The 19,252-nt window shown below is 54.1% G+C and carries 25 protein-coding genes; 14 read left to right on the top strand and 11 right to left on the bottom strand.

Annotation, left to right across the window (positions count from 1 at the left end; all coding sequences use genetic code 11):
* Positions 1–20: 20 nt before the first annotated feature.
* The 3 genes from ACHUEV_RS05935 to ACHUEV_RS05925 all read left to right on the top strand — a co-directional run bounded on the left by ACHUEV_RS05935 (position 21) and on the right by ACHUEV_RS05925 (position 3,573).
* Complete coding sequence (locus ACHUEV_RS05935; RefSeq protein ID WP_394178140.1) at positions 21–425, top strand: thiol-disulfide oxidoreductase DCC family protein; 405 nt, start codon at positions 21–23, stop codon at positions 423–425.
* On the top strand, positions 422–2,032 hold the full coding sequence (locus tag ACHUEV_RS05930; protein WP_394178139.1) for a DUF4166 domain-containing protein: 1,611 nt from the start codon (positions 422–424) through the stop codon (positions 2,030–2,032). The genes ACHUEV_RS05935 and ACHUEV_RS05930 overlap by 4 nt, the downstream gene beginning before the upstream one ends.
* A gap of 188 nt (positions 2,033–2,220) precedes the next feature.
* Complete coding sequence (locus ACHUEV_RS05925) at positions 2,221–3,573, top strand: MATE family efflux transporter (protein WP_394178138.1); 1,353 nt, start codon at positions 2,221–2,223, stop codon at positions 3,571–3,573.
* 12 nt (positions 3,574–3,585) lie between these two features.
* Here the strand turns inward: ACHUEV_RS05925 and ACHUEV_RS05920 are convergent, their stop codons facing one another.
* From ACHUEV_RS05920 to lgt, 4 genes are all read right to left on the bottom strand, one after another.
* Positions 3,586–4,353 (bottom strand): Hint domain-containing protein, encoded by a 768-nt coding sequence (locus ACHUEV_RS05920; RefSeq protein WP_394178137.1) that lies wholly within the window; start codon positions 4,351–4,353, stop codon positions 3,586–3,588.
* A gap of 363 nt (positions 4,354–4,716) precedes the next feature.
* Positions 4,717–5,472: a peptidoglycan editing factor PgeF gene (gene pgeF, locus ACHUEV_RS05915; protein ID WP_394178136.1), complete on the bottom strand. Its 756-nt coding sequence runs from the start codon at positions 5,470–5,472 to the stop codon at positions 4,717–4,719.
* Positions 5,469–6,527 carry a class I SAM-dependent methyltransferase gene (locus ACHUEV_RS05910; RefSeq protein WP_394178135.1) on the bottom strand — a complete coding sequence of 353 codons (1,059 nt, stop codon included), beginning with the start codon at positions 6,525–6,527 and terminating at the stop codon, positions 5,469–5,471. The genes pgeF and ACHUEV_RS05910 overlap by 4 nt, the downstream gene beginning before the upstream one ends.
* Positions 6,524–7,402: a prolipoprotein diacylglyceryl transferase gene (gene lgt, locus ACHUEV_RS05905; protein WP_394178134.1), complete on the bottom strand. Its 879-nt coding sequence runs from the start codon at positions 7,400–7,402 to the stop codon at positions 6,524–6,526. Before lgt ends, ACHUEV_RS05910 begins: the two co-directional genes overlap by 4 nt.
* A gap of 103 nt (positions 7,403–7,505) precedes the next feature.
* Between lgt and ACHUEV_RS05900 the strand changes: the two genes are divergently transcribed.
* The 3 genes from ACHUEV_RS05900 to ACHUEV_RS05890 all read left to right on the top strand — a co-directional run bounded on the left by ACHUEV_RS05900 (position 7,506) and on the right by ACHUEV_RS05890 (position 8,535).
* Positions 7,506–7,745, top strand: a complete 240-nt coding sequence (locus ACHUEV_RS05900) for an accessory factor UbiK family protein (RefSeq protein WP_106355225.1) — start codon at positions 7,506–7,508, stop codon at positions 7,743–7,745.
* 232 nt (positions 7,746–7,977) lie between these two features.
* The gene (locus ACHUEV_RS05895; protein WP_394178133.1) at positions 7,978–8,121 is read left to right on the top strand and encodes a hypothetical protein; all 144 of its coding nucleotides are present in this window, start codon (positions 7,978–7,980) and stop codon (positions 8,119–8,121) included.
* A gap of 222 nt (positions 8,122–8,343) precedes the next feature.
* Positions 8,344–8,535 (top strand): hypothetical protein, encoded by a 192-nt coding sequence (locus tag ACHUEV_RS05890; protein WP_394178132.1) that lies wholly within the window; start codon positions 8,344–8,346, stop codon positions 8,533–8,535.
* A gap of 18 nt (positions 8,536–8,553) precedes the next feature.
* Here ACHUEV_RS05890 and ACHUEV_RS05885 read toward each other — a convergent pair whose 3' ends face one another.
* Both ACHUEV_RS05885 and ACHUEV_RS05880 read right to left on the bottom strand, forming a co-directional pair.
* A complete protein-coding gene (locus ACHUEV_RS05885; protein ID WP_394178131.1) occupies positions 8,554–9,411 on the bottom strand; it encodes an aminoglycoside phosphotransferase family protein in 858 nt (285 codons plus the stop codon).
* Complete coding sequence (locus ACHUEV_RS05880; RefSeq protein WP_394178130.1) at positions 9,408–10,439, bottom strand: M42 family metallopeptidase; 1,032 nt, start codon at positions 10,437–10,439, stop codon at positions 9,408–9,410. Before ACHUEV_RS05880 ends, ACHUEV_RS05885 begins: the two co-directional genes overlap by 4 nt.
* 233 nt (positions 10,440–10,672) lie before the next feature.
* Between ACHUEV_RS05880 and ACHUEV_RS05875 the strand changes: the two genes are divergently transcribed.
* From ACHUEV_RS05875 to ACHUEV_RS05860, 4 genes are all read left to right on the top strand, one after another.
* Positions 10,673–11,176, top strand: coding sequence for a type III secretion system chaperone family protein (locus tag ACHUEV_RS05875; protein ID WP_106355229.1), 504 nt, complete (start codon positions 10,673–10,675; stop codon positions 11,174–11,176).
* 76 nt (positions 11,177–11,252) lie between these two features.
* Positions 11,253–12,068, top strand: a complete 816-nt coding sequence (proC, locus tag ACHUEV_RS05870; RefSeq protein WP_394178129.1) for a pyrroline-5-carboxylate reductase — start codon at positions 11,253–11,255, stop codon at positions 12,066–12,068.
* Positions 12,061–12,399: a tRNA-binding protein gene (locus ACHUEV_RS05865; protein WP_394178128.1), complete on the top strand. Its 339-nt coding sequence runs from the start codon at positions 12,061–12,063 to the stop codon at positions 12,397–12,399. Before proC ends, ACHUEV_RS05865 begins: the two co-directional genes overlap by 8 nt.
* The gene (locus ACHUEV_RS05860; RefSeq protein ID WP_394178127.1) at positions 12,396–13,343 is read left to right on the top strand and encodes a 2-hydroxyacid dehydrogenase; all 948 of its coding nucleotides are present in this window, start codon (positions 12,396–12,398) and stop codon (positions 13,341–13,343) included. The genes ACHUEV_RS05865 and ACHUEV_RS05860 overlap by 4 nt, the downstream gene beginning before the upstream one ends.
* 6 nt (positions 13,344–13,349) lie before the next feature.
* Here ACHUEV_RS05860 and ACHUEV_RS05855 read toward each other — a convergent pair whose 3' ends face one another.
* Both ACHUEV_RS05855 and ACHUEV_RS05850 read right to left on the bottom strand, forming a co-directional pair.
* Complete coding sequence (locus ACHUEV_RS05855) at positions 13,350–13,757, bottom strand: hypothetical protein (RefSeq protein WP_207766504.1); 408 nt, start codon at positions 13,755–13,757, stop codon at positions 13,350–13,352.
* Positions 13,754–14,956 carry a pyridoxal phosphate-dependent aminotransferase gene (locus ACHUEV_RS05850; RefSeq protein WP_394178126.1) on the bottom strand — a complete coding sequence of 401 codons (1,203 nt, stop codon included), beginning with the start codon at positions 14,954–14,956 and terminating at the stop codon, positions 13,754–13,756. Before ACHUEV_RS05850 ends, ACHUEV_RS05855 begins: the two co-directional genes overlap by 4 nt.
* Positions 14,957–15,038: 82 nt before the next feature.
* Here ACHUEV_RS05850 and ACHUEV_RS05845 point away from each other — a divergent pair, with 82 nt between their 5' ends.
* From ACHUEV_RS05845 to ACHUEV_RS05830, 4 genes are all read left to right on the top strand, one after another.
* Positions 15,039–15,434 carry a helix-turn-helix domain-containing protein gene (locus ACHUEV_RS05845; RefSeq protein WP_394178125.1) on the top strand — a complete coding sequence of 132 codons (396 nt, stop codon included), beginning with the start codon at positions 15,039–15,041 and terminating at the stop codon, positions 15,432–15,434.
* Positions 15,431–15,703 (top strand): succinate dehydrogenase assembly factor 2, encoded by a 273-nt coding sequence (locus ACHUEV_RS05840; RefSeq protein ID WP_394178124.1) that lies wholly within the window; start codon positions 15,431–15,433, stop codon positions 15,701–15,703. Before ACHUEV_RS05845 ends, ACHUEV_RS05840 begins: the two co-directional genes overlap by 4 nt.
* Positions 15,704–15,856: 153 nt before the next feature.
* Entirely contained in the window at positions 15,857–16,567 is a 711-nt protein-coding gene (locus ACHUEV_RS05835; protein ID WP_394178123.1) for a leucine-rich repeat domain-containing protein, read from the top strand.
* Between the two features lie 154 nt (positions 16,568–16,721).
* Entirely contained in the window at positions 16,722–17,243 is a 522-nt protein-coding gene (locus ACHUEV_RS05830; protein WP_394178122.1) for a MarR family winged helix-turn-helix transcriptional regulator, read from the top strand.
* 73 nt (positions 17,244–17,316) lie between these two features.
* Here ACHUEV_RS05830 and ACHUEV_RS05825 read toward each other — a convergent pair whose 3' ends face one another.
* The 3 genes from ACHUEV_RS05825 to ACHUEV_RS05815 are packed head-to-tail and all read right to left on the bottom strand — an operon-like array spanning position 17,317 to position 19,117.
* Positions 17,317–17,994, bottom strand: a complete 678-nt coding sequence (locus ACHUEV_RS05825; protein WP_394178121.1) for a DUF1194 domain-containing protein — start codon at positions 17,992–17,994, stop codon at positions 17,317–17,319.
* Positions 17,991–18,695: a DUF1194 domain-containing protein gene (locus ACHUEV_RS05820; RefSeq protein ID WP_394178120.1), complete on the bottom strand. Its 705-nt coding sequence runs from the start codon at positions 18,693–18,695 to the stop codon at positions 17,991–17,993. Before ACHUEV_RS05820 ends, ACHUEV_RS05825 begins: the two co-directional genes overlap by 4 nt.
* Positions 18,689–19,117 (bottom strand): VOC family protein, encoded by a 429-nt coding sequence (locus ACHUEV_RS05815; protein WP_394178119.1) that lies wholly within the window; start codon positions 19,115–19,117, stop codon positions 18,689–18,691. The genes ACHUEV_RS05820 and ACHUEV_RS05815 overlap by 7 nt, the downstream gene beginning before the upstream one ends.
* Between the last annotated feature and the right edge of the window lie 135 nt (positions 19,118–19,252).

Here is a 19,252-nt window from a genome sequence, read left to right as displayed (position 1 = left end):
GTGTTGGTGGGTTGTTAAGCATGAAAACCTCTGAGCCAATCGCAGTCATGGACGCCACCTGTGCCCTATGTAGTTGGGGTGCGCGTATGATCCATTGGCTTGATAAGTCGGGCGAGATTAAGATCGCTCCGATCCAATCTGATACCGGGGCGGCGTTGATGCGTGACAATGGGCTTGATCCGTTAGATCCAGATACTTGGTTGTTTATTGAAAACGGGGCGGTCTGGCGCGATTTTGATGCGTTGATCCGGGTTGGGCAACGCTCTGGCGGGTGGGGCCGATTGTTCGTGGCTTTGCGGGTGATCCCGCGTCCAATCCGCAATTGGCTTTATGCCCGTGTTGCCCGTAACCGCTATGCGATGTTTGGGCGCGGGGATATGTGTGCCTTGCCCGACCCGAAATTCCGCGCGAGGTTGTTGTCGTGAAAATTATCGTCCTTGGTGGCTACGGCGTGTTCGGGGCAAAGCTGGTTGATTTGCTCACCCGTGACAAGCACGAGGTTATCGTGGCCGGGCGTTCCGCTGAGAAGGCAGAGGCACTGGCTGCTCAGTTCGGGGCTGGGCATTTGGCCGTGGACCGCTCTGGTGATCTGACACCGCTTTGGGCACTGAAACCTGATGCAGTCGTTGATGCCGCAGGCCCATTTCACGCTTACGGTGACGACCCATATTCGTTTGCAAAGGCCTGCATCGCGCAGGGCGTGAATTACCTTGATCTGGCGGATGATCCTGCCTTTTGCGCCGGAATTGCAGCATTGGACGAAGCGGCAAAGGCTGCAGGCGTGTTCGTGCTGTCCGGTGTGTCGAGTGTGCCGGCGATTTCTTCGTCGGCCGTGGCTGAACTCATCAAAGGTGCGGATGAAGTTGATACGATCAGTACTGCCATCCTACCGGGAAACCGCGCGCCGCGTGGACGGTCTGTCGTAGCGAGTATTCTGCATCAATGTGGTGCTGATTTTGATGTGCCGATAGATGGCGCCAATGTCCCAATGCGCAGCTGGTCGCGCCCTGCGCGTTTCGACATAGGCAAGGGGATTGTGCGGTCGGGCTGGATGATTGTGGTTCCCGATCACAGATTATTTGCGCAGGCCTTTGGGGTGCGTTCTGTGCTGTTTCGCGCGGGGCTAGAGCTTGGCGTGATGAATTGGTCGTTGGCCGTCCTTTCTTGGCTGCGCGGCTTTTGGCGATTTCCAATACCGGGATGGCTGATCGGGTTCCTGTTATGGCTGGCAAAACTGCTTTATCCGTTTGGGACGGATGCGGGCGGTATGTCGGTTGCTGTCACTGTGCGATCAGGCACGGGATGGGAACGCCGGACATGGCGGATGGTGGCGACCAAGGGCGAGGGGCCATTCATTCCTGCAGTCGCGGCACGTGTCGTTTTGCGACAGCCGTCACAAGTTCCAGCAGGGGCGCGGCCCGCTGTTGCGGTTGTCTCGCTTGATGCGATTTGCGATGGCATGGCTGATTTGGCAGTCTCGACCGAGGCGATAACTGAAGAAGTCCAACCTTTGTTTGCCCTCCATCTTGGGGCCGATAACGCGACCCTGCCGGTAGAAGTACAGGAACTTCACGATGTTTACGGACCGCGCCGATGGGCTGGACGTGGTTCGGTCACGCGTGGAAAATCTGTTTGGGCGCGTCTTTTAGGCACGCTCTTTCGGTTCCCGCCAGAGTCGTCGGATATTCCCGTGCGGGTGATGATGTTACCCTACAACGGGGGCGAGCGGTGGGAACGTGATTTTGATGGTCAAAGGTTCACCTCATGCCTACGCCAGCACAAAGGTCAGATGACGGAACGGTTTGGCCCATTTACCTTCACCTTGGGGCTACATGTCAGCGATGACAAATTGCACTTTCCAGTGACGAGTGGAAGAATAGGCCCCATCCCGCTGCCCCGCTTTGCGCTGCCCAAAAGCGTGTCGCAAGAGTATGCTAAAGATGGCCGTTTCTATTTTGACATTGCGCTAATGGCGCCGTTCACACGTGCTCTTGTTGTGCACTACCGGGGTTGGTTAGAGCGCGCGTCGTAGGTCGCGCGGTCCTCTTTCCACCAGTCCTTTGTGTTGTTGGCCTCCAGCTTTTGATAGAACGGCTGTGCGTCGGAAATCAGTGATGCATAGTCGCTTGTCATCGTCGCCCCCAATTTTAGTTCAGCATGTCACGGCAGTTGCGTTGATGTCTATGGACGGAGCCTGAAATCCTCCCTAAGCCTTTGCACATGGAACGTATTGCGCAATCATATCCTGAGCATATCCGGGCGGTGACGAAGCTTGGGATGCCCTTAATCCTGAGTAACGTCGCGCAGTTTGCAATCCACATGACCGACACGATTATGCTTGGTTGGTATGATGTGACTGCGCTTGCTGCGTCGACGATCGCCAGCACGATGATCTTTATCGTATTTATCGTCGGTGGGGGCTTTGCGCAGGCGGTCACCCCGCTTGTGGCATCCGCAGCCGAGGAAAACGACGAAACCCAAGTACGTCGCGTGGCGCGAATGGGCTTGTGGTTGTCGATTTTCTACGGGCTTGCCGTGATGGCGCCGTTCTTTTGGGCCGAGGATATTTTGATCGCCATCGGCCAAGATGCAGACGTGGCGCGTTTGGCGCATTTCTATCTGCAGATTACGATTTGGCAGATGATCCCAGCGCTGATGGTCATGACGCTGAAATCGTTTCTAGCCGCGCTTGAACATATTTCAGTGTTGCTTTGGGCGACGGTCGGAACTGCGGTCTTAAATGCATTCGTGAATTACGCGTTGATCTTTGGGAATTGGGGCGCACCTGAGCTTGGCATCCGTGGGGCGGCGATTGCATCGGTCTCTGTGACGATCGTCGCAGTCATTATTCTGATCGTCTACACATTGCGCGTGCTGCCGCAGTACCACCTATTCAAGAACTTTTGGCGTAGTGAACGCGAGATCCTGCATCGTGTTTTCATGCTTGGCTGGCCCATCGGGCTGACATCTTTGGCCGAGGGTGGGTTGTTTAGTGCCAGCGCCGTCATGATGGGCTGGATTGGTCCCATCGAATTGGCCGCGCATGGTATTGCGATCCAGTTGGCGAGCCTGACATTCATGGTCCATATCGGCTTTAGCCAAGCAGCGACTGTGCGGGCAGGGCGTGCGATGGGGCGAAAAGATCCTGCTTCACTGCGTCGTGGCGGCATTACTGCGATTGGGATGTCAGGCGTGTTTGCCTTGGTGACATCTGCGCTGTTTATGCTGTTTCCGGAGTTCCTTGTGTCTCTGTTTATCGACCCGGACGAACCCGCACGTTTGACGCTTTTGTCCGTTGGTGCACAGCTGGTGGCCGTCGCCGCGTTGTTCCAGATTGTCGATGCGGCCCAGGTTCTTGCGCTGGGCTTGTTGCGCGGCGTGCAGGATACTGCGGTTCCCATGGTCATGGCGACGATCAGCTATTGGATCATCGGGCTTCCGGCCAGCTACGCGCTTGCGTTCTGGTTCGGTTACGGTGCTTTGGGGCTTTGGTTTGGATTGGTCGCGGGGCTTGTTGTGGCCTCGGTGCTTCTGATGTGGCGGTTCTGGTCTCGCGCGCCACGCATCACTTAGCAATAAGGATAACTATTCTAGTAGCTCTAAATCGCGCAGGCGCAGGCGCGGGTTACGCATTTCGCCAAAATCATCCAAATCGATCTTGTGCGGGAACAACGAGAGATATTGCGCGAGCATCTCACCGCGCAGGCCAAGCCCAAAAAACGTACCGGGATGCAGGCTTTCGATTTCGATGCCGTTGACCATCAAGCTTTCTTGGCGCGTAAAGCCAAGTTGATAGACGTTCACAGGCATAGCAGGGCGCAGTTCGATGAATTGGCTGCCGTCGATGAAATCGCGGGCGGGAATAAACGCGGCCCGTTTGCCGGTCAAAGTGCGGATACCGTTTGCGCGGTGCAACAGGTGGGCAGTTGGCCCGAGGATCAGGTCGGGCGACGGCCGCGATGGACCCAATGCATCCGCAGTAATTCGGGTTAATCGGCGATTTTCACCGTTAGAATTATCGTCGTCTGGCTGAATAACCATCGTCCCGCGCCAAACGAGCGTGTCGAAGTCGCCGCTGGCCAAGCGAATGCTATCGCCGGGCAACAGGTCTTCGACTGTCATTGGTCCGTTTTGGGTCACCACCATGGCCCCGCGACCAAGTGCGCCAAACGCATTTTCGAACGTGGGGAGCGCCGGCGCCATGCGCGACAACTCCGCAATCTCGCCTTTCCGGGTTAGGTAGCTGACCTCGTATTTGCGCATCGGAACCTTGGTAACCCGCCGTCCCGTTGAGACGGTCGCGGTAGAGGTTTCAAGTGTGGCGTCTGCCCCAGTGTTCGGGGGTGTATTCATACGGTGGCCTATCGGGTGCTACATCAAATATCGTTGCCTAAGATCTATATTTGATTAGTTTTTTCAGTTTGGGCGAACTAAGTCGAATTGACGTGCGATGTCAAAGTCGTCGGTTGAAATGGGCAGAAACCTGCCAGGATGAAACGGCTAGCGTCGACGGGAAATCATGTGTTGTCGTGCTTTGCCGCGTTGCCACGGCAACACCGCGTCAAAATCACCGATTGCTGTCCGAAGTGCTGTTTGCCAGCGTCGTTTCATCGTCGTCCCTCCTGTTAGGCGGGGGTCAAGCCTTTGACCCGATGAGCCAAACATTATTGGCGATTCGGGCATTAGTTAGGCGTATTGATGGAGTTTTCGATTGGGCTAAATGGTGATCGCTGCGATCAAGCGACCATAGTCTGCTTCTTTTTTATGGACGGTGCGACGGTAGCTGTAGAACCGCGCTGGGTCGGCATAGGTGCAGTGGTGGGTCCAGCTTGCACGTGAAATGCCGCATTCGCGCAGCTTCATCAGGCCAAAACCGGGCAGATCAAAGTGATAGCGATCATCGTTCCCTGCAACGAAAAACCGATTGTAAATCGGGTCCACGGCGATGAACTGTTCCATAAAGTCAGGACCGACCTCATACGCCGGCTGGCTGATGCATGGACCGATCACAGCGCTGATGTTTGCTGCTTTCGCTCCTAGGGCTTCCATCTGTTGCACGGTGCGTTCTAGCACGCCGTTCAGTGCGCCTTTCCAGCCAGCATGCGCCGCGCCGATGACGCCAGCTTTGGTATCGGCGAAAAGCACGGGCTGACAATCGGCTGTCAGGATCGACAGCGCGACACCTTTGGTGGCCGTGACAATCGCGTCTGCTTTGGGGTGTTGATCTTGCGGGCCATCGGCGATGACCGCGTCGGCCGAGTGTATCTGGTGCACACCAACCAAGTGATCGGGTGCCACGTGCATTGCCTCGGCGACGCGTGCTCGGTTAATGCTGACGATATCATGCTGGTCAGAGCTGCCGTAACCGCAGTTCAATCCTGCGAACACGCCGGATGATGCGCCGCCACGACGCGTAAAGAATCCGTGCGTTGTGCCGTCTAGGTCGGGGCTGGTGATAATGTCGAGAGTCATGGTTCCAATCCGGGGGGCGGGGTTGCCGAAACAGGATAGATACTGATCACTTTGAAAAGGTCGCCCATTTCGGCAGGGTGGGTCAAGCGCCGATGTGCTTTTACGTGCGTTTCAAGTGCTGTGCCTTGCAATCGGGTCGCCAGCTTTTGTGCGCGTTGTGTGATCCCCAGTCGTTCGAGGAAGACACCTTGGGGTGTCAGGCGGCTGAATTTGGCAGGGGCAGCATTGCTCGCGATTTCGGCGAAATCCACATGTGCCGTCAGATCAGCAGTGCCGGGTTCGGCCAGCGGATCGGCTTTTTCGTGGGAAGACAGTGCTTGCAATGTATCGCCCAATGACTGCCAGTCGCCGTAGTCGATGATCAACGCCGTGCCGCCGTGATCCGCGATCTTATGGCTGATATGCTGCATAACACCGGGCAGGGCGGGGCAATGCTCTATCAGGTCACCGTCTTTGGTGTCCGCGAGCCGGTGTTCAAGCATGGCAAGCGGTGCCGCAGCTGAGAGACCAAAGGTGAGGGTGTCATCACTGACGCCAACCATCCGTTCACGCCATCCCGTGCCTTCACGGACAAACTGCCGGATGGGGAGCGCGTCAAAGAATTCATTCGCGACCAGCCATAAAGGCAGATCAGGCAGGGTCGTGACATCATCATGCCAGACAGCGTTGGGAACGGCGCGGGCTTGGGCTTTGCGTAAAACTGGGGAGGCTTCGACAAAATGTACAGTCAAAGCCGCATGAAAGCCGGGAACGGATTTGGTCGCGCGTAAAATGTCGGCCATCAGCGTGCCGCGTCCGGGGCCAAGCTCAGCAAGTGCAATCTTTGTCGGCGCGCCTTGGTCCAGCCAGCTTTGCGCGAGTGAAAGCCCAATGAGTTCGCCGAACATCTGGCTGATTTCGGGCGCGGTGATGAAATCGCCCTTTACGCCCAATGGGTCGCGGGTGGCGTAGTAACCGTAGTCGGGGTGCAGGAGGCATTCGGCCATATAGTCGCCAAGCGTGATCGGCCCTGTGCGTCCGATCCGTGCAATAAGCTGCTGCGCAAGCGGTGTCATCGGCGCCACGCCATTGCCACGACGGTCAGGCCAATGATGATCATCGGTAAGGTCAGCGTCTGTCCCATTGTCAGCCCATAACCATTATAATGGAATGCAAGCCCAAGCTCATTTCCGACACTTTGGAATTGCGCGTCTGGCTGGCGCACGAATTCAACAAGGAAGCGGGCAAAGCCATAACCGGCAAAGAATGTCCCGGTCAGCAGCCAAGGTTTCTTCAGCCCGTTAAAGCGGAAGGCGAGCAGGATGAGGAGCGTGCCGAGAAGAAGGCCTTCGAGCCCTGCTTCATAAAGCTGCGACGGGTGGCGTGCACAGTCAGCAAGAAGCGTCGCGCATGATTGTGCAGCTTGGCCCGGAAAAATCACGCCCCAAGGCAAATCTGTAGGCCGTCCCCATAGCTCGGCATTGATAAAGTTTGCGCAACGCACCAGCAGGATCGCGGGCGTTGCGGCGACTGCAATGATGTCGGCAAGATCAGACAGCGGAACCGATTTACGGCGGCTGAACAGGATCACGGCAAGGATCACACCAAGGAACCCGCCGTGGAATGAAAGCCCGCCTTCCCAAATCTTGATGATATCAAGTGGGTTGGACAGGAATTCACTGGGCTTATAGAACAAGATATAACCCAGACGCCCTCCACCGATGACACCAATGACGATATACGTCAGAAGATCCTCAAGCTGGTTTTCCTGCATTGGCGGACCGTTACGCCACAGCTGCGGACGGCGTAGCGCCAGTTTGATCAGCTGCCAGCCAATCGCGATACCAACGATATAGCCCATGGCGTACCAGCGCAGCGCCAGTTCCATACCAAAGAGGTTTATCGAGATGATCTCGGGCGAAATATCGGGGAAGGGGATCGCTGCAAACATGCGCTATTCCTCTCTTGGTGCTGCGGCGAAGTCAACCAGCTACAACGCTTGTGCGCAGCGGTCCCAAGCCCCATATAGGACTTAACCGCGAACGGAGAGTGCTATGCAAAGCAAGAATAAGATTTTTGATGACCTGAGCCAGCTGATGACCAATGCCATGGGTGTTGCGCAAGGTGCCAAGGACGAAGCGTCGACGGCGATGTCTTCTATGATGGATCGCTGGTTGGCTGACCGCGATTTCGTAACGCGCGAAGAATTCGACGCGGTGCGTGCAATGGCCCAAAAAGCCCGCGAAGAAAACGAAGCGCTTGCCGCGCGTATCGCTGCACTGGAAGCGAAATAAGCTAAAGCAGTTCTTGGAGGGCCAATCTCGTCATTGGCTTTCCTTGAGTGCACTAAACCACCCAGACTACGTTATTTTCAATTTTCAGAGAAAACCTAAACAAAAAGCTATGTTCTTTAGGTTTTCTTCAGAGAGTTGACGCGTCTGTGCCATCTTTCGGGCATTTTTCCCCTTAATTAGAATAACTTCTCCCGGTAATTTAAGGGGGTAAGTATTCATTGGAGGGAAGACTATGCTGGATATCATTCTAATAGCTTCGTTGGTTGTGGTTTTGTTTTGTGGTGCGCCGCAAAAAAAGTCGCGCGCCCTCAGTGATGTGTCACGCAGTGCAGGTAAGAAGCCGACAGTTCTGGGCCTGAAGGCCGTAAACAGCTAACTGCCGTCGAAATTTTTGCGACGTTTCTATTTTTGACTATTTAATCAAATCGTTTTTATACTATAGGTAGAGTGGTGAACCGTTAACCCTCTACCTGAACTGGTGACCGTTTTGATAAGTTACCTATCTAATGTTGTGACGTCTCTTGCTGGGCTTATACTGTTTTGTATAGGGACTATCGGCCTGAGCGGTTTGGCTGTAGATCCTTCTCCGGCAGTCACAATGCTGCTAACCCCAATGGGTTACGGTGATAAACTTGATAACCTTTATTATTGGATGATGCTGCTTCTAGGCATCTGGTTAGTGATGTTTGTCTATGTGCGCCCCGCCGCTTTCACTGCACTCACGATGGTATTGGGTAAGTCTGTTGTCCTTAAAGGATGGTTGCCTTTGCTTGGGCTTGCCAGCCTTTAATTGGGGTAGGTGACGTTTTTAGTCATCATTTATTAGTGTTTTTAGCGTTTCTTGCGCGCCCTGTTTGTGTTCGCATAGTTCAAGTAACGCCTTCCATATTCCCCAACCCTTGGCCCGCGCCCATGTATTAGCATCCGTGCCCATGGATCGGATAAACGTCTCACGCGCGTCGCCTGTGAAATACGTCCATGCGATCGTTAGGTCGCATGCCGGGTCGCCAATACCGGAGGCACCGAAATCTATCACGGCGCACAGCTGATTCTCCGTGACTAGAAAGTTGCCGGGCGCGATGTCCCCGTGGACCCAAACTGGTGGGCGATCCCACCGGCTGGCGCAGGCAACGTCCCACAGTTTTTCGATTTTTTGGACGTTTACGTGACCCGATAGTTCGTTCAAGCAGCGCCGCACATCATCCTTGTAGTTGTATAGTTCGCCGCCGCGGTAGAAGTTTTGTGGACCCGCAAGTGGCCCGTTTTCGGCTGGCGCGGATTGCAGTGCAGAAAGGAAATCAGCAAGATCAGACGCAATCTGTGTTTGATTGGCACTGGATGCCTGATTAGCCGGTGTGCCTGTAAGCCACTTCATAATGCTCCAGTGGAACGGGTAGCCGTGCGACGGCAGACCCATGGCAACGGGCGTTGGGATTGGAACAGGAAGGTGTGGGGCGAGGCGTGGTAGCCAAGTCTGCTCTTTCGCGACCTGTGCCGCGTATCTTTTCGCGCTTGGCAGTCGAACAGACATTTCGGTGCCGAGGTGGAATGTGTAGTTATCCCAACCCGAGGCTTTGACTGGGCGAATAGGTAAATCCGCCCAATCTGGAAACTGCTCCGCAACCATTGCGCGGACCAGTTCTGTTGTGATCGTGAGGCGGCTCAATATTCGCTTAGGTACGCAACAAGGATATCCAGCGCGGCTTGTAGGTCGCTCTTTTCGACCATTTCAGTCACCGTGTGGATATAGCGCGTTCCGACAACGATGCCGACTGCACGCGCGCCCGCTGCCGCCTGTTGTGCCGCCGCACCGTCTTGGCCGCCAGCGGCAAGCATGGTTCGTTGGTAGGGGATGTCATTTTTGATAGCCAAGGCTTCGACTTCGTTGACTAGTGCCTTGTCGGCGATGAACGAACTATCACGCACGTGTAGGCCGAATCCTTTGCCCTGCTGGGTCGTCGCGTCTTTTTCGGGGATGCCGGGCGTGTCACATGAAAGCGTCACATCGATGCCAAGACCGATATCGGGTTTGATGGCATAGGATGCAGTCCGTGCGCCGCGCAGGCCCACTTCTTCTTGGCAGGTAAAGGCGACGTGAATTTCGGCACCGCGCCCTTTTTCGCCAAGTTGCCGGATTGCTTCGATCCCAAGCCAGCAAGCGATCCGGTTGTCCAACGCTTTGGACACAAATTTATCGCCCATCTCAAGGAATGGTTCGTCCATCACTACAAAGTCGCCAACCTTGACGAGGTCACAAGCTTTCTTGCCCATGCCGAGGTCCACAAAGAATTCGCCTAGTTCGGGCACTTTTTTGCGGTCTTCTGGGGATGCAATATGGACGGGTTTTCCGCCGGGGTTCATGACACCTTTATAGTCGCCATCATCGGTGCAAACCAAAACGCGTCGTGAAAATAGGTTGCGTGGATCAAAACCGCCTACGGGCTGCAGGTAAAGAAAACCGTCTTCGGTGATGTGGCTGACCAGAAAGCCGATCTCGTCCATGTGGCACAGTAGCATTATCTTAAGCGGGTCAGGGCCTGTCGCATTCCGCTTGCATAGCAGTGACCCCATTGGGTCGACGGTGATTTCGTCGAATAGGCCTTCGATCTCGTTCGAGATTAGATCGCGAACGCGGTCTTCGTTGCCGGGAACACCGGGCATTTCACATAAACGTTTGAGTAGATCGGTATTCATGTTGGGGCTCCTATATTTGCGATGCACTGTGTGTTCTGACAGATCAAAACACAATTATCCCCAGCAAATTTTCCGTGGCCCCGACTTATCCCCAAGAAATTGCTTTACAGAATCCCCCTAATGGCCCCACGATATGTTGTATGGGGCGAACACAAACAACACTGCCCCTAGAGCAGGCACCTAGCGCTTGGGCACTGCCATGACCCATGCGCCAAGTTAGCGAGGCCGAGCATATGGCATTGTCCGAACAGTATCTCGAGGCAGAGGATCTTCACCCGATTGATTTGGTGGAGCACATCGCAGAGCATCATGAATGGGAATTCGACCGCATTCACGATGATCAAATCGCAATGGTTGTCGAAGGTCAGTGGCGCACATATTCCGTGACATTGGCGTGGTCCGCATATGATGAAACGCTGCGTTTGATCTGTACGTATGAAATGGAACCACCCGCAGACCGGATGCCCGCGCTGTACGAGGCGCTAAACACGATCAACGATCGTTGTTGGGCTGGGTCGTTCACATGGTGGGATGAACAGAAGCTGATGGTATATCGTTATGGCCTGATGCTTGCTGGTGATCAGATGGCTGGCCCAGATCAAATTGACACCATGATCAAAGCCGCGGTGAGCGCGTGCGAACAGTACTATCCAGCGATCCAATTGGTGACTTGGGCAGAGCGTTCAGCCGCCGAAGCGGTGCAGATCGCCATTGGCGGCGCATACGGCCGCGCCTAAAATAAAGCGTAAGGTGGGTTTAAAGCCCGCCTGACTTTGCGTAATCTTGCACCACTCTATCAAGAAGGTGCATATTATGGACATGAATGACGTCGCTACGCGCGGTCTTGTTCTTCTGGGTTGCGGTAAAATGGGGTCGGCGATGCTTGCCGGTTGGTTGCGCAACGGCTTGCCGCCAAAATCAGTTTGGGTCATCGAACCGAACCCATCTGACTGGCTAAAATCACAAGGCGTGAATATGGGTGGTGATCTTCCGAAAGATCCTGCAATCGCCTTGGTCGCCGTGAAACCCCAGATGATGGCCGACGCATTGCCCGATGTGAAATCGCTAGGCGATGGGAAAACCTTGGTTATTTCGGTCGCAGCCGGAACCCCGATACGTACTTTCGAAGACATGCTGGGTGATAAAACGCCAATCATCCGCGCGATGCCAAATACGCCAGCAGCAATTGGCCACGGCATTACTGCACTGATTGGCAATGCGAAAGCCATGCCAGACGATATGGATTTGGCCGAGGCGCTATTGTGGTCAATCGGCCAAACTGTGCGTCTTGATAACGAAGGTCAGATGGATGCGGTTACGGCTGTGTCAGGCTCTGGTCCCGCTTATGTCTTTCACATGATTGAAACCTTGGCCGCTGCCGGAGAGGCAGAGGGCCTGCCTGCTGAGCTTGCGATGGAGCTTGCCAAGGCGACTGTTGGCGGTGCTGGTGATCTTGCCGAAAACGCAGACGAAGACCCCACACAGTTGCGCGTTAACGTGACTTCGCCCAATGGCACGACCCAAGCAGCACTTGAGGTCTTGATGGATGATGAAACAGGCCTTGGGGCTTTGATGCGTCGTGCCGTCGCTGCGGCTGCTGCTCGGTCGCGTGAGCTAGCAAATGAATGAGATCAGTTTTGACGACTTTTTAAAAGTCGATGTGCGTGTCGGTACGGTGATACGCGCAGAGCCATATCCAGAAGCACGCAAGCCAGCGATCAAGCTATGGATCGATTTCGGCGATGAGATCGGCGAAAAGAAAACATCTGCCCAGATTACAGCGCATTACGCGGCAGAAACACTGGTCGGCAAACAGGTGCTGGCCGTGGTGAATTTTCCGCCGCGCCAGATCGGCAAATTCATGTCCGAGGTGCTTGTTCTTGGGATGCCGGACGAAAAAGGTGAGGTCGTTTTGGTCGGTCCTGATCAAACTGTACCTGTGGGAGGAAGACTGCATTGAAAAAGCTACTACTCACTCGGGCATTTCCCGAGGCGAATATTGCCGCAGCGCGTACAAGATATGATGTGACTGTGCGTGATATGTCCGAAGGTTTGACCGCGTCAGAAGCGAATACTGCCCTAAAGGAATATGACGCGATCCTGACGACGCTTGGTGATCAGTTTAGCGCAGAGGCCTTTGAAGGCGACTTGCGTTGTGGTGTGCTTGCGAATTTTGGAGTTGGCTATAACCATATTGATGCCGACGCAGCCAAGGCGGCTGGCGTTGCAGTGTCGAACACGCCAAATGTCGTAACCGACGCGACTGCCGATATTGGTATGACCTTGATCTTGTCGACTTGTCGTCGCGCAGGTGAGGGTGAGCGCCTTGTGCGCGCCGACAAATGGACGGGTTGGGGCCCAACCGAGATGTTGGGAACGCATGTGACCGGTAAGACGGTTGGCATTGTTGGTATGGGCCGTATCGGGCAGGCTGTTGCGCGCCGCTGTCATTATGGTTTCGAGATGCCAGTGATCTATTTCAACCGATCACGCAAAGACGTGGATTTCCCAGCAACGCAGGTGGATACGCTGGCAGACTTGATGGGGCAGGCGGATATCGTTGTTGTCACGGTTCCCGGTGGCGGTAGCAACACGAACTTGATCGACGCGACAGCGCTCGCTGCGATGAAGCCGCGCGGTATTTTCGTGAATATTGCACGTGGTGACGTTGTTGACGAAGACGCGCTGATCGCGGCGCTTCAGGCTGGCCAGATCGCTGGCGCGGGACTAGATGTGTTTGTGAAAGAACCGATTGTCCCAGACGCATTCCGTGCGATGGAAAACGTTGTCCTGCTGCCGCATCTTGGGACCGCAGCGCTTGAGGTCCGTGAGGCGATGGGCCAGATGGCGCTAGATAACATTATCGCTTGGGACGAAGGGCGACCACTGCCGCAGGGCGTCTAGGCCTGCCTATTCGCCGTTCGATTTTGTCATGCGGTCCGCTTTTTTGCGGACCAGTACGCTGCGCAGATCATGCATTGCGAGCAAGAAGCGGTCAGTGATGTCTTCTAACTGCGCGTCAGTGGCTTTGGATTGGACCCATTGGGTCGTGATATTCATCTGATCAATCGCACGGTGAATATCATCAATATCGCGGTGGGCGTTCAGTTTCGTGCGCGCGGCAAGCCATTCTTCGATGGCGGCGATATCATCATCGGTCAGCGTGTAACCGCTTTGGGGTTTATAGTCGCCTCGGTTGGTATTGATGATCGCGATTTGATCCATTTCGATACGACGCTGGCGGTTTTCGACATCAAGCCGAAACACGGCAGCCCCGTTATCACGGACCCGAAAGTAATAGGGGGGCAGATCGTTCATGTGAGCCCCTTGCAGAAGTTTTGGATGCGGGTGCAGGCTTCTTTGAGTGACTCGTCTGATGTTGCATAGCTGACCCGGAAATTCGGTGACAAACCAAAGGCTGCACCAAAGACCACTGCCACGCCTGTTTCTTCAAGCAAGGCGGTCGCAAAGGTTTCATCATTATCGATCAACGTGCCAGCGGCCGATGTCTTGCCGATGCAGTCCGCGATGGACGGGTAGACATAAAACGCGCCTTCCGGCTTTGGGCAGATGATGCCTTCTGCGGCATTCAACATATCGACAACTAAATCGCGGCGACGCACGAACATTTCGTTGTTGGGCGCAAGAAAATTCTGCGGGCCATTCAGGGCCTCAACCGCAGCATATTGGCTGACCGAACATGGGTTTGACGTGGACTGTGACTGAACTTTGCGCATTGCCTTGATCAGTGTTTCTGGGCCAGCGGCGTAGCCGATGCGCCAACCGGTCATGGCATAGGCCTTGGACACGCCGTTCACTGTGAGCGTCCGGTCATAAAGACCCGGTTCAACTTGGGCAGGGGTGCAGAACTTAAAGTCGTCATATGCAAGATGTTCATACATATCGTCGGTCATGACCCAGACGTGAGGGTGCCGCATCAATACGTCGGTGAGTGCCTTTAGTTCGTCCCATGAATATCCCGCACCTGTGGGGTTAGAAGGAGAGTTAAACAAGAACCACTTTGTCTTGGGCGTGATCGCGGCCTCTAGTTGTGCGGCTGTGATTTTGAAGTTTGTTTCCAAGGATGCGGCAACTGCAACTGGCTCACCACCAGCAAGCAGCACCATATCGGGGTAGCTGACCCAATAGGGGGCGGGGATGATGACTTCGTCGCCTTGGTTCAGGGTCGCCATGAATGCATTATACAAGACCTGCTTGCCACCTGTGCCGACAGTCACTTGGGCTGATGTATAGGTCAGATCATTGTCGCGCTTAAACTTGGCGCAGATCGCTTGTTTCAGTTCGGGGATGCCATCGACGGCAGTGTATTTCGTCTTGCCGGAATTAATTGCCGCGATTCCAGCGTCTTTGATGTTTTGCGGGGTGTCAAAATCTGGTTCGCCCGCGCCCAACCCAATAACATCGCGACCTGCAGCTTTTAGCTCGGCGGCTTTTGTCGTCACGGCAATTGTCGGTGACGGCTTAACGCGGTCGAGGGTCGCAGATAGAAAGGTCATTTTTGTCATCCGGTGGTAAATTATAGCTATGCCTGTCATAGGATGGGGTAATCCGCGAACGCAAGCAACAAGGATATCAAAGATGACCGAGACTGAAGGCGATTGGTTTGGCGAAGAAGCCGCAACATTCGGCGACCGGCTTGCAGGAGCACGCGAAGCATCTGGGCTTACGCAAAAGACACTGGCGAGCCGTTTGGGCGTTAAGCCTTCGGTCATTGAGGGCTGGGAAAACGACACCAAAGAACCCCGCGCAAACCGGCTGCAAATGCTGTCTGGCATATTAGGGGTGTCGCTAAGTTGGCTGCTTACCGGAGAGGGCGAAGGCCCCGAAGCGCCAGAAGAAGGTATGGAGATTTCGTCAGATCTGCTTGATCTTTTGGCCGAAATGCGGCTTTTGCGGTCGCAGATCGCCCAATCAGGTAAAAAGCTTGGGCAGTTAGAAAAGCGCCTGCGCACGGCAATTAAGGAACAGCAATGACCGAAACACGCGAAGCCATGATTAAACGGATGCGGATGCGGTCAATGCGGCGCGGTATCAAAGAGATGGACCTGATCCTATCCGCCTATGCCGATGCGCACATTGCCGACATGACGGACGCTGATTTGGCTTTGTACGACGCGCTGCTCGCAGAAAACGATCATGACATCTACGGCTGGGTAGGTGGACAGCTGGCTGTTCCTGAAGAATACACAAAGCTGGTTGCTCAGATCACCGAAGGCGCGCACGGGATTACGCGCCCAACGTAAAACTATCCGCCGATGTTTTGCGTCAGAGGACATTGTTCGGTGTAGTTCCGCAACAATGCCAAAGTAATTTTGTCGCGTGAGGCGCGGTTGCGGATTTATCCCATATAGATTGGTTTAGAAATTGATTTAGGCGATTTTGCCGCCGCAAAAGAAATGAATACTTACGTTTTAGGTAACGAAAAAGGGCATTTAGTTCAGATGAAAACCTTTGGCAGAATTCTAATCATTCTTATCGTGGGGATTGTGGGCTTTGGTGGTTACCTGCAACAAAAGCAATCAAAGGTAGCAAGCGACGCTTATGACGAAGCCTTCGTTCATGTTGCCGATAGTATTCAAAACAACAAACGCGTTATTGATCTAAGGCCCTTTTCTAAACTGCGCGAGTTGCCCGCCAATCTTGCCGAAGTTGAAGCAATGGTGAGCTTGAACATTAGTGGTACGCAGATTTCAGACTTGCGTCCTCTGGCGGTTCATTCTGAACTTACGCACCTAGTTTTGCGCGACACATGGGTCAATGATGTGTCGCCGCTGCAAGGGCTATCAAACTTGAATAACCTTGATATTGGTGGGGCATGGGTGTCGGATCTGACACCGCTCGTTGGTATACCATCACTTGAGCGCCTTGATATTGGCAGCACGCAAATTGCCTCACTTGCACCTGTCACACAAATGCAGTCGCTAGGCTGGGTCAATCTTCACAATGCACATGCAATTGACGGCTCAAGAGATCACTACGAGGCTCTAGTTGCGTCTGTACCAGAGGTGTTCAACGGGCGACCATTTGAGGTGAACTATCAGCCAGGTACACTCTTTCTTTATCAGACGCGCCTTCGCAGAATGTACGAAAAATATATCGAAGGCTAAGTCGTTCTGGATGGATGTTGACCGCGTCTATGCGGTGCGAAACTATTGGCGTTGGCCGCTGCCAACGTTGCAACTTGATTTCAATTTTATCATTTAACTGAATGTTTTTTATTTCGTTTTAGCTGTGTTTCTAAGCTGAAGACGGAGTAATGAGATGAGTATTCACACAGATATTGATGGGCCGAAACCGTCGGGGCTTTCGGCCGCGCGTAGCGCCAGTTTCATGGCAATCTATCTTGATGCGCTGACATTGGTCGAACGGCTGCATCGGTTGCTGCTTGATGTCATCAAGGACGAGTTTGAACGTGTCGGCATCTTAGAGATCAATGCTGTGCAGGCGCTGTTGTTGTTTAACGTAGGCGATAATGAGGTTACGGCTGGAGAATTAAAAACACGTGGCTATTATCAAGGGTCCAACGTTTCATATAACCTCAAAAAGCTGGTTGAGTTGGGTTATATGCATCACCAACGCAGCGAAATTGATCGGCGATCTGTGCGGGTGCGTCTGTCGGAAAAAGGGCGCAACGTGCGCGTGATCGTGGCTAAACTGTTCGCGACGCACGCTGACGGTTTGGTGGATCGCGAGGTGCTGGATCACGAAGGTCTTGAGGACATCACGACATCACTGCGCCGCGTAGAGCGCTATTGGACAGAGCAGATACGTTACATCTATTGACGCGCCGATCGCGCGGCAATGTGGCTTAACGATTGTTTTGTTCGATAGGGCCGGTGCTGTCGTGCCGGCCCATTCACTCATCCAACGCGCCTGTGGCTAGGCTTTCTAGTTCGCGCAGTAGTTTCCGTTCCATCGCTGCTGCATAGTCATCAAAGCTAGTGGCGATTTCGACGAAAGAACCGGGGCCGCGAATGACGTAAGATTTGTAATAGTTTGCAAGCTCTGCATCAGTAGATGCATCAATCACGAGCCCATTAACGACGACACCGTCGGGCATTTTCGTGGACGAGATATCTTGAGGGCGGGGGCCAGTATTGGCATGACCATCACCCGACAGGTCAAGCGTGCGTTTCCAGCAGTTCGGCTGCTGGTTAAGCAACGCAAACCCAGCAAGAAGCGCCGACCCAATTGCGGTTGTTGGTGCTGCGGCGCTACGTTGATATGACCATAATGTCGTGACTGCCTTTGTTAGTTCGGGGGGGCCGGTCAAGGCTGTCCAGGGCAGGATGATTTTCTGATCTTCTGGGCCGCTCCATTCGTACACGGCTATGATGATTGGGGCTGCAGGCTGGAGGAATAAAACCTCTTGGACACGTTCGCTTTGCAGTGCCATGGCTAGACCGTCCAGCTGTAGACGGTATTCTTCTGCGTCAACTGAACCTGATACATCAAGCCCCAACGCAAGTGCCTGTCGGCAGGCGGCGTCAGCCATGCTTGGTAGACAAAGACCAATGATCGCAAACCTTATCATCCGGGCTGGTCCATGTATTGAAAGGTGCCGCCGATCACCTGTGGTGTAACTTCTCGGATTAATTTGCGGCGCATGGCGTTTTCATAGTCATCAAAGTCGTTCGCTATTTCTATAAATGCGCCTGGGCCACGAATAACTTGATTGCGATAGAACATGAGCGGGTCCGGTGTTCCGATGTTGCCGTTCGATTGGATAAGAAGGCCATTAACCGTCACGTCATCAAAGGGAAAGGCACGATAGGCGGCTTTTGGTCCAAAGCCTTCGTTGTTGATTCCGTCACCAGCCACGTCAATCGTATGAAATAGGCAGTGTGGCATCTGTTGAAGTTGTATCGCCGCATGCCCAAGCGCATAGCCCATCGCAGTTGGAAAGTCATCGTGGTTGCGTTTGCTATCCAAAATCGTTTCGGCGGCAATTAGCAGGTCTTCACGGCCCTTAATCATGGTCCAGGGCAGTATTTCATTCTGATTGTATCTTCCGCTCCATTCAAAAATGAACAGCGCGACAGGGTCTGGGCTGGCAAAGAATGCTGCTTGAACGTCAGGGGCAACCAATGCCGCCGCAAGACCTGCGCGCTGTAGTTGGTCCTCTGACGCGTCCACGGACGACGACACGTCAATTGCTAGAACCAGCGCAAGGCGGCATGCCTCTGCCGGGGCTGCAAGTAGGCAGAGCCCGGCGATGAGGGCGTTTTTTACCAATGGCCCGTATTTTCCATGCTTGCCCATGGTTCAGCGGGTGGCAGGCTTTCGCCAGCTTGCAGCAGCTCGATCGAGATGTTGTCGGGGGACCGCACAAACGCCATGTGCCCATCACGTGGGGGGCGGTTAATGGTCACGCCATTGTCCATGAGCAGTTGGCATGTCTCGTAGATATTATCGACCGCATAGGCGAGGTGACCAAAGTGGCGGCTGTCGGACGGCAGCGCATCGTCGCCATCCCAGTTGTAGGTCAATTCGACTGGGCACTCTTCTTGTCCTTCTGGCGCCATGAAGATCAATGAGAATCGTCCGGCTTCACTGTCGTGCCGACGGGTTTCTTTCAGCCCGAGGAGGGCAAAGAACGCCATCGTCTTTTCAAGGTCTTTTACCCGGACCATCGTATGTAAATATCGTAGGGCCATTGCTCTGTTCCTTTGTGATGTCTTCCCATTGGAACCTAGTGCCTAGAGCATGACAGGAAAACGCAAAAATGGAACGATGCGAACAATCCGCCGAAGCGGTCGTTTTTAGTTGGTGATTTTAAGGGGGCATATCAT

Origin of the sequence: Yoonia maritima, from assembly GCF_043641945.1 — a bacterium.
In the GTDB taxonomy this organism is placed as follows: domain Bacteria; phylum Pseudomonadota; class Alphaproteobacteria; order Rhodobacterales; family Rhodobacteraceae; genus Yoonia; species Yoonia maritima_B.
The sequence above is the reverse complement of the archived record's forward strand: the minus strand, read 5'-3'. Positions and strand labels throughout refer to the sequence as shown.